Origin of the sequence: Nostoc sp. KVJ3, assembly GCF_026127265.1 — a bacterium.
In the GTDB taxonomy this organism is placed as follows: Bacteria; Cyanobacteriota; Cyanobacteriia; order Cyanobacteriales; family Nostocaceae; genus Nostoc.
In genome coordinates this window covers 2,194,761-2,208,181 of sequence record NZ_WWFG01000001.1, presented here as the reverse complement: position 1 = coordinate 2,208,181, position 13,421 = coordinate 2,194,761, and the positions used below count along the sequence as shown (strand labels likewise).

General features: G+C 42.1%; 9 protein-coding genes and 1 pseudogene. 5 read left to right on the top strand and 5 right to left on the bottom strand.

The features are described 5' to 3' along the window. Nucleotides 1-258: 258 nt before the first annotated feature. Nucleotides 259-894 carry a restriction endonuclease subunit R gene (locus GTQ43_RS08940; protein ID WP_265272274.1) on the top strand — a complete coding sequence of 212 codons (636 nt, stop codon included), beginning with the start codon at nucleotides 259-261 and terminating at the stop codon, nucleotides 892-894. On the opposite strand, the pseudogene GTQ43_RS41725 reads toward GTQ43_RS08940, so the two are convergent. The 3 genes and pseudogenes from GTQ43_RS41725 to GTQ43_RS08930 all read right to left on the bottom strand — a co-directional run. Further along, nucleotides 871-1,074, bottom strand: a pseudogene (locus GTQ43_RS41725) (TIR domain-containing protein); the annotation flags it as partial. The gene GTQ43_RS08940 and the pseudogene GTQ43_RS41725 sit on opposite strands and share 24 nt — an antisense overlap. 115 nt (nucleotides 1,075-1,189) lie before the next feature. After that, nucleotides 1,190-2,236: a glycerate kinase gene (locus tag GTQ43_RS08935; protein ID WP_265272273.1), complete on the bottom strand. Its 1,047-nt coding sequence runs from the start codon at nucleotides 2,234-2,236 to the stop codon at nucleotides 1,190-1,192. A gap of 33 nt (nucleotides 2,237-2,269) precedes the next feature. After that, complete coding sequence (locus tag GTQ43_RS08930; protein ID WP_265272272.1) at nucleotides 2,270-2,602, bottom strand: DUF565 domain-containing protein; 333 nt, start codon at nucleotides 2,600-2,602, stop codon at nucleotides 2,270-2,272. Nucleotides 2,603-3,159: 557 nt separating this feature from the next. Between GTQ43_RS08930 and GTQ43_RS08925 the strand changes: the two genes are divergently transcribed. After that, on the top strand, nucleotides 3,160-3,783 hold the full coding sequence (locus tag GTQ43_RS08925; RefSeq protein ID WP_265272271.1) for a hypothetical protein: 624 nt from the start codon (nucleotides 3,160-3,162) through the stop codon (nucleotides 3,781-3,783). A gap of 473 nt (nucleotides 3,784-4,256) precedes the next feature. Beyond that, nucleotides 4,257-6,215 (top strand): ArnT family glycosyltransferase, encoded by a 1,959-nt coding sequence (locus tag GTQ43_RS08920; RefSeq protein ID WP_265272270.1) that lies wholly within the window; start codon nucleotides 4,257-4,259, stop codon nucleotides 6,213-6,215. Nucleotides 6,216-6,703: 488 nt separating this feature from the next. Here GTQ43_RS08920 and GTQ43_RS08915 read toward each other — a convergent pair whose 3' ends face one another. Both GTQ43_RS08915 and GTQ43_RS08910 read right to left on the bottom strand, forming a co-directional pair. Next, nucleotides 6,704-7,642: a phosphoribulokinase gene (locus tag GTQ43_RS08915; RefSeq protein WP_265273712.1), complete on the bottom strand. Its 939-nt coding sequence runs from the start codon at nucleotides 7,640-7,642 to the stop codon at nucleotides 6,704-6,706. A gap of 515 nt (nucleotides 7,643-8,157) precedes the next feature. Further along, the gene (locus tag GTQ43_RS08910; RefSeq protein WP_265272269.1) at nucleotides 8,158-10,149 is read right to left on the bottom strand and encodes an alpha-amylase family glycosyl hydrolase; all 1,992 of its coding nucleotides are present in this window, start codon (nucleotides 10,147-10,149) and stop codon (nucleotides 8,158-8,160) included. Between the two features lie 795 nt (nucleotides 10,150-10,944). On the opposite strand from GTQ43_RS08910, the gene GTQ43_RS08905 reads away from it, so the two are divergent. Beyond that, on the top strand, nucleotides 10,945-11,607 hold the full coding sequence (locus tag GTQ43_RS08905; protein ID WP_265272268.1) for a class I SAM-dependent methyltransferase: 663 nt from the start codon (nucleotides 10,945-10,947) through the stop codon (nucleotides 11,605-11,607). A gap of 199 nt (nucleotides 11,608-11,806) precedes the next feature. Continuing rightward, nucleotides 11,807-13,378 (top strand): AAA-like domain-containing protein, encoded by a 1,572-nt coding sequence (locus GTQ43_RS08900; protein ID WP_265272267.1) that lies wholly within the window; start codon nucleotides 11,807-11,809, stop codon nucleotides 13,376-13,378. Nucleotides 13,379-13,421: the final 43 nt, after the last annotated feature.

The window sequence follows — 13,421 nt, the reverse complement described above, 5'->3', positions numbered from 1 at the left end:
TGAGGATTAATATTTGATTAACTGATAAATATTTTTCGTTGTAGCTTAACGAATTTGGTCACTCAACCAAGGGTTAAAATAGGTTTTATATATAGCAGTCCTATTTGATTTATGAAAAATATAGAGAAGGAAACGAACCGCCAAGTACGCAAAGTACGCAAAGGGAAGAAAGAAGAAGGAGATATATAATTTTCACAAATGATTTAGGACTGCTATAAGTCGTTTGGATTGAGTTGCACCTTAATCAAGGAAAAATATATGACAATTCTCAACGCTCGTAATTTATCCTTAGAAGAAGTTCATCGTCTGTTTGGCTTTCAAAAACAGTACAATGACTCGTTTTCTAACTACTTATCTCTGGAACCTCTCACTGAAGCAGAACAACAGGAACTCAAACAAATTCAGCATGATTTTGATAGATATCTGACAGCAGGTAAAGTTTCTGAAGGTCAAGTTAAGTTTCTTGGAGTTGCGCCTTTACTAAGGTTAGCTGGTTTTTATCGCTATCCTATCGAGATTGTTTTGGAAGAGAATATTGCTAATATTGAAGTTGAAGATGAAGATATCAAAATTAAAGGAAGATTTGATATTTTAGCTATTAGTAAAGCTAAACATACAAAACCTCAAACATATTTTTGGGTACTGTTAATTGAATCTAAAAATAGTCAGATTGATATATCAACAGGTTTACCTCAGCTACTGACCTATGCTTATAAAAATTTAGATAATCAAAAATCAGTTTGGGGATTAACGACTAATGGTAGAAGTTATCAGTTTGTCTATATCGAACAAGGAAATCCCCCTATTTATTATCTGTTACCAGAATTAAATTTAATGGAAAGAGAGCGTTCAAGTCATTTGCTACAAGTTTTAAAAGCAATTTGTCAGCTTTAAAAGAGAATTTATGCCTAGCAACAGAATAATGTCGGCGGTGTTTAAATTATCATTAATTTGGTAATCCCACTCCTCTCCAGGTAGTATCCTGCGATCGCACCAGCTTGAAATCACACTTTGCCATTCTAATATGGCCAGGTGTTTAGCTAGTTCATCCCGCAGAGCTTCGTCTTTGTGAGAGTAAGAAAAGAAAAGCTTTAACTATACCTCTGGCATTTTTGGTCTAAGGAGTAGGATAAATCACGCTTTAAGCAAATTATAGTGTTTTTACCTGATTTGCTTGAGAAGTAACGCCCTAAGTGCGATCGCAATAAACTTCCCCAAAGCTATGATCGGCATGGATCTCAATCACCAAGTCAACCACTGTTGCATCTTTTACCAACGGCTTGATAAATAATTCCGGGTGAAGCGATCGCCAAAAATAATTGACAAATTGCTCTATCTCTGCATTGCTCATCCCCGATTTCCCCACAGCAATCATCTGCTGTTCCGCCTGTTTGCGCCACTCTAAAGAACAGCGATAATCGGTTGGATACAGCACAAGTAAGCTGTCTAATCGTTCCCACAGTGGTAAATAATCGTGGAGGCGACGATTCATATCACGGGCAAATGCTCTATCCTCGTCTGTGATAATTGGCGGCGGTGCAGTATCAAATACATCTGCGTTAATTGGTCGGACACCCACAAACCAACCTTCAAATATTACAATATCTACATCTGTTACCATCTCTGGAGTAGTGCGATCGCCAGCGCCTCTGTGTGCAGATTTATCAAAACGGGGAATCATAACTGGACTTTGCGACTGGCGGATTTGCTCTAGTACATCTAAGCCTAAATCTACATCGTGGGTTCCTGGTGGGCCACGCCAAATTAAGCGGGGATCTTGTTGTGTTAAAACCAAGCGATCGCTGTAAGTTTTATATAAGTCATCCAAAGACAAGCTCACAGTCCGGTATCCCAACTGATTCAGAATCAAGCTGAGAATCTTAGACATTGTAGTTTTACCAGTGCCTTGTCCTCCCAAGATTCCCTGAATCAAAGGGCGTTCCAACTTTTGGCGCTGCGATGCTAGTTTGATCCCCAAAGGCAGCCACAAGTCCCACAAAACTTGTAACATTTCCTTGGGTTCGATGTGCAGCGTAGTTTGGCAGAATTCGTTAAAAGCTGGGAAGACGGATTTTAGTAAATGCGCTCGAAAAGCGATCGCTTCATCGACATTTTCCGGCGTAATCCCAAAAGCTTTAGCCCTTAACCTATCTGCTAGTGCAGCAACTCTAGCTTGCTGCTGCCAAGTTTCCCCCATCGCATCCGTTGCTAAAATTTCACCCAGCCACCAACTCATAATTTCCCCCTGCTCCCTGCCCCCTGCCTCTTCTCACGATCCCAGCTTAAAGGCTTCGAGAAATAGGCTGTAAGTGAAACCAATTTTAAGAAGATTTAGTGAGTCTACCAAGAGCGATCGCTTAACGAAAAAGCTCTGACTGTAAAATATCCTACTAGCAATTTCCGTCAATACTACTAAAAACCCAGCTACTACAATGTCTAATTCTGCCCGTTGACCGGCTGTTGTGGAAACTGCATTTCCTAGAAAAAAACCGAACAGAAAACTAATTATCAGCAACGATAGCCGCCGCCAAGGATTTAAAAACCATTGACCCAAGCGTGTAGCAATGGCATCCAATAAGTTATTGAGACGAGTATTTTGCATCACATAGACTTCTGGGTGAAAGTCAAGATATCTTCAAATATTTCTATATTCAAAGAGGATATTAGGTTTTAGCCGAAGCTTATTTGTTAATATTATAGATATATGCCGGAACTCCAGCGGAATTCAAATTTGCACATCCGATCATCTTTCAGGAACTAAAATCCCTTCAAAGGGTGCTTATTGTAACGCAAGATGAAATATACATCTTAGATTTATCTAAGGTTTGGCGAATAAGGCCTTGTTGAAGCCGCTAGCAGTTTCAGAAAATTTTTGCTTTTCATGCAAATGAATTGGCTGGATCTGTATCAAATTTTCTTGTTTTTATCCAAGCCTACGGTTAATACACAAAACAATGGGTGTCTGTACCCCTTGTTTGTCAAATATAAAAGAAATAATTACCTACAAATATTTTCTCATCAAAATGATATTTATAATACATTCGGTTCCTTAATTTTAGGAAAGTATATATTAGGCTACTTTCTATGATTAGCTTTTGTGATAATAGGCTACTATTTGGTCAAGCCTAGACAAAATATTTATTTCTAATAACTATCAATATGAAATCTTCAGTATATCGTAACGTCGGTGTTACAGCTTGTTGCTTGGGACTGCTTGTTGCTTTGGTGGGATGCTTAGGAGTGAGTGTATCCTTTGATTCCACAAACCCAGATACATCTTCACAACTGCCAACTGAAACTCAAGGGTGGGAAACAACATCCTCTAAAGCTGTTCCATCTGAAAAAAGTACTTCTACTAATCTATCTACTCCAAGCAATCAAGTAGAACATAGTATTAAAGATAACACTTCTCCTGTCTTGGCAGAGCGAGATAAATCAGCAAGCAAAGTCAAATATCAAGGCACTTTGCGGATGAGCAATCAAACAAATCAGCCTGTGCGGTTAGCTTTACTGGCGCGACAGTCGGTAACAAAAGGCTCTAGTACTAAACAGACTCACTATGATGTACCAGCACATTGGGATTTTGCTCCTCAAGAAGGTAGTGAGAAGGGACTGATTTTATCCCTACCTCAGAATAATTTAAAACTGGAGAAGGGAGACATTTTAGTTGCTTTTGCACAAGATGGCTCCCGTCGTTACTGGGGCCCCTATGTTGTTGGTGAAACTCAATTACCTAAATGGAATTCCCAAAATCAAGAATGGCAACTAGTGCTGAGTCCATAGTTAGAAGTACTAAGTAGGTAGGCATAATTAAACATAAAATAAGATCCTAGTACCGCAGGGCGGAATTAAAAATTAAAAATTAAAAATGAATACAGCATGAGGGTTTCATTGATTTGGAATAGGTGGTTTATTTCCGCCGCACTGTACTAGTTCGTAGTGAGCGATGAATCGCTCAAAACAGGGATTATCAGGACTTTAGTCCCAACTACGAACTTTAATTTATTTGCGCCGACTTACTTATTAGCGGATAGCTAGGGTTTAGCCCATGCTGACTTTGAAAGCGATTTTTGTCGGGTGGGCATTGTTTAGCGTTTGCTCAAAATAAAATTTTGACTTTATTTTGACATTGTAGGTGATGCTTACCTTAGAGTTGGTAGAGTACTGAGTGGAGAAAAATTATTGAATTGAAAACTTCGAAGAACAAAAGATAGATAACTAACGACTATTGAGTAGTGATTGTTGACTATTGACTAATGAGCATGAAATTGAGTGTTAAGCACACTGTTGATCGGTGGTTCAACAAAATAGCAAATAATCCAGCCCTGAGTGTAACTGCGTCGATTTTGTGGTTAGTGGCGATTGGCTGGATAGCTTTTGGGTGGAATTTGGGCAACATTGGCTTGATTGATGAGACAGAGCCGTTGTTTGCCGAAGCTTCCCGTCAGATGTTCGTTACAGGTGATTGGATTACCCCATTTTTCAATGGTGACACTCGTTTCGATAAACCTGCTTTAATTTACTGGTGTCAAGCGATCGCTTATGCAATTATTGGGGTGAATGAGTGGGCAGTACGCCTTCCTTCTGCGATCGCCGCATTCGGCTTAATTTGTTTAGCTTTTTACACCGTACACTGGTATTTGGCTAAACAAGATGAATTAGAGCAAGTTTCACGTCCTATTCGCCGCTACTTAACATCTTTTACAGCCGCAGCGCTGATGGCACTCAATCCCGAAACTATTATTTGGGCAAGAACGGGTGTCTCTGATATGCTGCTCACCGGATGTATGGCATCAGCTTTGTTATGTTTCTTTCTAGGTTACGCAGGGAAGGAAGAGAGCAGGGAGCAGGGGGCAGGGGGCAGGGAGCAGGGGGCAGGGGGAGCAGGGGGAGCAGGGGAAGATGAGGGGACAAGGAGAATAAATCCATCCCCAATTCCTAATGCTCAATCCCCAATGCCTCATGCCCTATTCCCTAATAAGTGGTACTTAGCTTTTTATGTGCTAATTTCAGGTGCAATTTTGACTAAAGGCCCAGTGGGAATTGTCTTGCCTGGGATAATTATTGGGGCATTTTTGCTTTATGTAGGAAGGTTTCGAGAAGTATTGCGGGAAATGCGCCTCCTCGTAGGTATGCTGATAATTTTCGGCTTATCAGTGCCCTGGTATGCTTTAGTAATTTGGCGCAATGGCTGGGATTACATTAACTCCTTTTTTGGTTATCACAACCTGGAACGCTTTACAGAAGTAGTTAATGGTCACTCAGCACCTTGGTATTTTTACTTTATAATTGTGCTACTAGGTTTTGCACCATGCTCAGTGTATATACCAGTGGCAATAATCAGGCTGAAGTTTTGGCAGCGATCGCACTTGCGATCGCTTGAACGTTTTCAGCAGTTTGGTTTATTCGCCTGGTTCTGGTTTGCTAGCATCTTTGGCTTTTTCTGCATTGCTGTCACCAAGCTCCCTAGCTATGTATTGCCTTTAATGCCAGCAGCAGCCATCCTAGTGGCGCTGTTATGGAGCGACTTTTTCCACGATACAGAAGACAGACAAACAATTCCTGTTTTCTCCTCTCCTACTTTTCTCCGAATGAGTGGTTGGTTGAATGTAGTATTTTTATCAGTACTTGCAACAGCATTGTTTAACCTAACCCACATATTAGGCAGCGATCCAGCTATAAGCAACTTCCACGAACTACTTCAAAAATCTGGTTTACCAGTAATAGGCGGCGTAATTTGGCTGGTTTGTGCCGTTTTAGTTGCGGGTTTCTTACTGAGTCGCCGTTGGAACTACGTTATTGGGATTAATTTGCTAGGGCTTGTGGCGTTTATAATTTTTGTCTTAACACCTGCTTCGTTTTTCATTGATCGAGAACGTCAATTACCCTTAAGGGAATTGTCTGCCGTTATCCTAGAAGCAAAACAACCAAATGAAGAATTGATCATGCTTGGCTTCAAAAAGCCCAGTGTGGTATTTTACAGCCACATTCATGTAAATTATTTAGGATTTCCCCAAGAAGCTATAGAGCATATTAAAAACCAGGCTGCCAAAGGATTAAAGCCTCCCTCTGTGCTGCTATTGGCTGAACAGAAAAGGTTTTTACAAATGGAATTACAGCCAGATGATTACAAGAGTTTATCGACTAAGGGTGCTTACAACTTGGTTCGGATTCCTTTTAAGAAAAAGAAAAATGAAAAAATAGACATATCATAATTGGGAATTGGGAATTGGGAATTGGGAATTGGGGATGGATTTATTCTCCTTATCCCCCTTGTCCCCTCATCTTCCCCTGCTCCCCCTGCTCCCCCTGCTCCCTGCTCCTCATTTCTATGCTTGACTATCTAACACTCTTCATGTACAATTACGCAGGTTTCAATCCCTAATAGGGATTTTAGTTGATTGCAATTTGATGTTTTCTTGTCGCACCAAAGTTACTTGGGAGGTTTTAATCCCTAATACAGCAATCCGATTTGATTTATGAAATTATTTGCGTAGATAGGGAGTGGGGAGTAGGGAAGAAGCCTTTTTAAGTTGCACTGAGTTTTTTCAGAAATCAAATATGATTCCTCTAGAGATTTTAGCCGTCAAAGCACAATCATGAGCAATATCTAAAATTTGAGTAGTTAGTAAAGTGCGTACTTTATCGCCGTAGGCATCGCGTCTACACCAGCAACTTAAATCCCTCCCTTCATCTTCGCTGATTATTGATAAATTTGCGTTGCTTTCAGCATGTGGTAGGTAATAATTAGCTGGGTGAGAGCAAGAGGGTAACTTTGCAATGTCTCCCCAGTTGTACCAGCAATTTTACCCAGTTCGGGATTACTTTCGCGATCGCAAATACTTCGCAGATGTGGCATATCAGAACAAATAATATGCTCTAGCTTATTCACTTGTTCTAAGGTGGCATGACCATCAACTTCTAAGACATCTACCGGCTTACACATATCTCTGTCAAGCCCCAAGCGGATGGCTGAGTCAGAATTACCATAGCTAGAATTAGTAATTACGGTGAAATCTGGATGGGGAATTGTCGGACGCAGTACCAGTCGGACATTCAGGTGTCCATTAGTTTCGTCCGCTTCATCGGTGGGTGGATAGAAACTAATGACTATATCAGACCATTGCCGTTGCGGACGGATAAACTGGGCTGAGTCTGGTTCGCGCTTTTCTAGTTCTGCTAGCACCTGTTCAGGAGTGTAGCCCCGCTTTTGTGTATCTCGCTTGACTTTCCATTTAGCGCGTACTTCTTCAGGAGGTGCAAGATAGACTTTAACATCGTAAGAATCACGGGCGGCACGAGTAGAATAACCGAGTAATCCCTCAATAATCACAAATTTACCGGGCTTGATATACTGCGGTGGCTCGAATGTGCCTGTTTTATGGCTGTAAACTGGCTTAAGAATTGGCTGTCCCGTACGTAGCAACGATAGGTGTTGCTGCATAATATCTAAGTAATTGCAGTCTGGGTGAAGGGCAGTGATGCCAATTTCTGCACGTTGTTGGCGATCGTAACGGTGATAATCATCTGTACAGATGATTGTGACATTTTCTGGGCCGAGTGCCTGAGCGATTCCCCGCGTCAGTGTTGTTTTCCCAGCAGCGCTATCGCCGACAATACCAAGAATTATTGGACGGCTCATCATACCTCCCAGAATATAAGTAATGTTTATTAATACAATTTCCCTACAATAGTTTTTATTCTAGAAGGGTTTAGGGTAGTAACTCAAGCAAAGCCTTGGTATGCAATATATATCTACATATAGAATGTCTGGGCGCTGGTTAATTGCATAATAATTGCAATCTACATGGCCGATAGATCCAGGACTTACGCAAAATCATCAAAAAACGAACCGCAAAGGACGCAAAGGACACAAAGAAATAAGAGTTTCAGATTTAACCGGGCAGCATTAAGGGACTTCCAAATAAAAAAATATCCCAAAACTGACGCAAAAATCCTCTTGATCTCTCCTCTCTCTGTGTTGCGCCAGTTGCTACAAGTCGGGGAACCGCAAGGGCGCACTGGCTTCTCTGCGCGCGGCAGTCGCTCATGGGGGAAACCCCCTTGGCGCTAGCCTCTCCCTTTGGGAGAAGACTGCGCTGCCTTGTCTCTGTGGTTCGTTTATTGGGATAATTTATTCCTTGGAAATCCCTAAGATTAAACTAGAGCGTACACTTTCGCTTCCCACGGGAAGATACCTTCTCTGCCTACCCATTCTGATGGAACTATCCGCTCTTGAGTAATTTCCTTCCACTGTTTGCCAACTGGGGTTGTAGGCCAATTCGGTACTCTGTACTCAGAAGCAGGAGGAGTACCGTAGTCGGAGAAATTCGCTACTACAACTACTAATTGATCGGCTTTATTACCACGCTGCCAGACTAGAACTCGCTTACCATCATTAAAGTCAACATGAATAAACTTAGTATCATTCACAGCTAAAGCTTCGGAAGTCTTACGCAAGCGAACTAACCTTGCAACGTATTGGAAAATGCGTTGCCGCCAATCATCTTTCACACGGCTGTAGTTAACTGGATCAATCTGTTTATGGTCATCTGTTGGAGGCAAATCTTGCTGATCGGCAAATTCGTCTCCGGCAAGGATCATGGGAATTCCAACAGAGGTAAGCAGGGATACAAATGCTAACTTAATGCGCGGTTCAGTATTAGCAATTCCATTACTAACCAGGTAGTTGAAGAAACGCTCATTACCATAACCGCCAACATCATGGGAAGTTATATAGTTGACCGCCTGAGAGCCATCTGTAAAGCCTAAGTTTCGACAATCAATTAGTTTGCGGATACTCCATTCAAAGCTAGGTTCATCCCAGGCATTCTTACCTAAAATCACTTGTCGGATGATTTGCTTAAATTTTTCATTCCAAAGTCCATCCAGACGATTTTGTTTGATCAGAGATAGGGGTACACTCAACTCTTCGCCAACTACGAGGAAGCGATCGCCGCTTCCGCCTCTTTTGTCCCAAAGGGTGCGGGCAAAATCCTTAAATTCTTGCAAAAAGTCATAGTTGGCAATATTGTTCACGCTATCCAAGCGCAGACCATCAACCCGATAGTATTCTAACCAGTGGGCTATATGGGCTTTTAAGTATTCACGGGCTGGCACAAGCCTGGACTTTTGCCCAGTAGTGGGATTATAGCCCTCTACCCAATAGTTGTACTTAAATAAATCCCCACCAAAGCCATCTCTTGACCCTTGTTCTGGATCGCCACTGGCCCATTTGATATAAAATTCCAAAAAATTAACGTTATGGTAAGGATTATTCCGCGAGAATGCCATCACCACATCCACAAAAAAGCGCAACCCTTGCTGATGGCAGACTTTAATCAGATGAGCTAAATCAGTTGAAGCAGTCGGTGCTGACTGGCTATCTGGATGACCCAAGTCAAAATCTGCGGCAAAATAATTTGCTGTACCATAGCCCCAATTGAGATTATCATCACTATCTTCTGGTGGCAGAAGTTCTAAGGCGTTGATTCCCAGTTCTGCAAGATGAGCGCGGTTCTTCAAGGCGGTAATCATCGGAAAAGTCGGAGCGATCGCTTCTGGGATCAACAGTGCCAGTACGTCACGAAATGTACCAGTTCCTTCTTCAATTAATCCATTTGAGCTAATCTTTGTCCATCGGGTTGGTAATTCGTAAATCACCAATTGATTATTGGTTGGCAGTGTCTCTAAAGGAGCATCGCCTTCCCAATTTACAGTTTGCCCTTCGGGATCGCAGGGAATCAGCGTTCCATTTTGATAAAGCACGACGCTTGCCGGATCAAAGCTAGTAACGCCTCCCGATTCTGACGGCGTTGGTGCAGGAAAGCGTCGATCTACAGTGGTCGCTGTTGGATCTGTGCAGTAGAGAGTTTGGTTAATATTAGCAGAACTGTAGGGGTCTGAGTTGCGGACTTTAAACCAGTAAAAGTAAACCTTTCCTTCAGTCAAACCAGACTCTTGAGCCGAAACTTCCCACAATTCTGGAAATTCTGCTGATTGACGAAGCGGAATTTCTCTAAATTTAGCTAATCTGTCTGGGCTTTCGGGAGTCGTGTTGCCAATGTAGAGAGTGGGAGCTAGTTCTGAAGCACCGACACGCCACAAGACAAAATGAGTTTTTTTGCGGCTTAATAGATCGATAGGCATGAGAAAAACCTCTAGGTCATCAAAGTTCAGCTATGAAGTTCTTACACAACAGTCGAGCCTTATTCCAGACGACAGCTTGAATAGACCTCTTGCATGGAATTAATTGCCCTGACCCTAAATCCCTTTCCCATCCTTGGGCTACGGTGTACACACAAGCCTGAAATAGCTTACTCATCTGGGTTTGAGCGTTAGTTTTACCCCACCCTAACCCTCCCCTTGCAAAGGCTACGGTGTACACACATCTCTGTACAAAACCAAAATCGTTGAAGATCCCCCTAAATCCCCCTTATAAAGGGGGACTTTGATTCTAGTCCCCCCCTTTTTTAAGCTACGGTGTACACACAAGTATGACCAGTATAGGTTTTAACTCTTCTAGTAGTTTAGGAGGGTGCTTTATGGATACGCCGAAATAACAAATGCGTTCGCCGAAATAACAAATGCGTTCGCTGAAATAACAAATGCGTTCGCCGAAATAACAAATGAGTTCGCTGAAATAACAAATGAGTTCGCTGAAATAACAAATGAGTTCGCTGAAATAACAAATGAGTTCGCCGAAATAACAAATGCGTTCGCCGAAATAACAAATGAGTTCGCCGAAATAACAAATGAGTTCGCCGAAATAACAAATGCGTTCGCCGAAATAACAAATGCGTTCGCCGAAATAACAAATGCGTTGGGATAGCTAAGAGGTCTAATATTTTACTGGTAAGTTTAGAGAAGAGTCTTTGAGAAGCCCACACTCACCCTGAAAGGGGAGTGTGTGGAGTATGTCACCAAAAATAAGGAATGAACGTTATGACAACTCAAACACTAGGACTGGAACAAAATCTCTATGACTATTTACTATCAGTGTCTCTCCGAGAGCCAGAGATTTTAACCCAACTGAGACAGGAAACAGCCCAGCATCCAGTCGGGAGAATGCAGATTGCTCCTGAACAGGGGCAATTTTTGGCGTTATTAGTGCAGTTGCTGGGAGCGAAAAAAACTCTGGAAGTTGGGGTATTTACTGGTTACAGTTCCCTGGTGGTGGCATTGGCGTTACCGAAGGATGGGAAGGTGGTAGGCTGTGATGTGAGTGAAGAATTTACAACGATCGCTCGGCGTTATTGGCAGCAAGCTGGAGTGGCGGATAAAATTCAACTGCACATTGCCCCAGCCCTGGAAACTTTAGATCGGTTACTCGCAACGGGAGAAGCGGAAAGCTTTGATTTTGCTTTCATCGATGCAGATAAGAGCAACTATGATGCTTATTATGAGCGATCGCTGCAATTAGTGCGGCCGGGGGGACTAATTGCGATCGATAATGTCCTCTGGTCAGGCAGGGTTGCCGACCCCCAAGTGCAGGATAATAGAACTAAAAGGATTCGTGCCTTTAATCAAAAGCTCCATCAAGACGCGCGAGTTAGTCTGAGTTTAGTAGCGATCGCAGATGGCTTGACTCTGGCACTGAAAAAGTGATGTCTTTCTCCACTTTTCTAAAACCCAATCTTCTTAGGTTAATACTTGACCGAGCAAGCTTTTTTAAGTAAGCAGTATCAGAGTCCAAAAATATTTATCTGGAAAAATTTATTTTTCTTTTTTTAAGTATTTATTCGGTTGTATATTATTAATAGGTCAAAATAGATAAATTCATCTACTAATTGTTTAATCTTTAATAATGTCAGTAGAAGATATTCTGCAAGCAGTAGAAACAATTCTGCAAGACAAGCCTCTTGCTTCCATTCAGTATTTTGTGCTGTCTCAGTCATGGTTGGGCAAAACTTACGGTGAAATGGCAGAGGAATCAGGCTACCGCGACAATTACATCAAGGAAGTTGGCTCTGAGTTGTGGCAAGACCTTTCCGCAGCACTGGGAAAAAAAATAACGAAAAAAAACCTGCATTTAGCCTTGCAGAAATACCTGCAAGACAAGATAGGCAATCAGAAAAATCAGAGTCAACAAGATTTTGTTGAAAAAGAGGCAAGAGAGCAGGGAGCAGGGAGCAGGGGAGAAGGTTCAGATGGGGATTCGACCCCACCTGAACGAGAACCACTTAACAGAAGTGAGGGACTCAGACCCATGTTCCGCTCCGCTCCACGGCAGGGGGAAGGGGTCATTTTCCCCTGCTCCCTGCCCCCTTCCCCCTGCCTCTTCGTTGAAGAATCTAGCTTAGAAATGGTTTCTCCAGACTTTTTTTCAGCAAGCAAGATCGAATTTCCTAGCGGCCCTGTCCCACTGGGTTCTCCTCTTTACATCAATCGTCCTCCCCTAGAAGAACTTGTATGTAACGAGATTTTATACCCTGGTTGCTTAATCCGAATCAAAGCACCCAGAAAGACAGGAAAAAGTTCACTGCTGAACCGGATGATTGCTTATGCTAGAGAGCAAGGTTATCAAATTGTCTATTTGGACTTTCAGGAGGCTGATGAAGGCGTTTTTGCTTCTCTGGATAAATTCTTGCGTTGGTTTTGTGTCAATGTCAGTAGACAATTAAATCTGTTTCCCTGTCTAGATGATTTTTGGGATACAGAAATGGGCAGCAAAGTAAGCTGCAAAATCTATTTTGAAGCATATCTGCTGCAATATATTGATTGTAGTCCTCTAGTTTTGGCTTTAAATGAAGTCCATCGAGTTTTTGAACATCCTAATATTGCCCAAGACTTTCTGCCAATGCTGCGATTTTGGCACGAACAAGCAAAGCAGGATCAACTCTGGCAAAAACTGCGGATGGTGGTAGTTCACACCACAGAAATTTATATTCCACTCAAGCTTAATCAATCGCCTTTCAATGTCGGGATAACAATTACGCTGCCACCGTTAACTCTCAATCAGGTACAGAATTTAGCATTGCGTTACGGGCTAAATTGTGCAGCAGACACCGAAGGGGCAAAACGCCTTGCACCTCTACAAGCAATGGTAGGAGGACATCCATATTTGGTGAGCCTTGCGTTATATCATCTATGTCAGGAAGAAATGACATTAGAAGTATTATTAGAAACCGCATCTACACCAGTGGGAATTTACAGTCAGCATTTACGAGAACTGTTGAGCTTACTGCAAAAAGAACCAGAATTAATGTCAGCGATGCAACAAGTAATTGCAACAGATGAAAAAGTAGAGCTAGATGCGATCGCTGCTTATAAGTTAGAAAGTATGGGTTTAGTTAAACTCAACGGCAATCAAGCTCAGGTGATGTGTGAATTATATCGCCTTTATTTTAGCCAACAGCTTGGAAAGCACTCAGGGTAGTAATGGTTCTGGTAGACTGTTGAAAGACAATTTATCTCCCCTC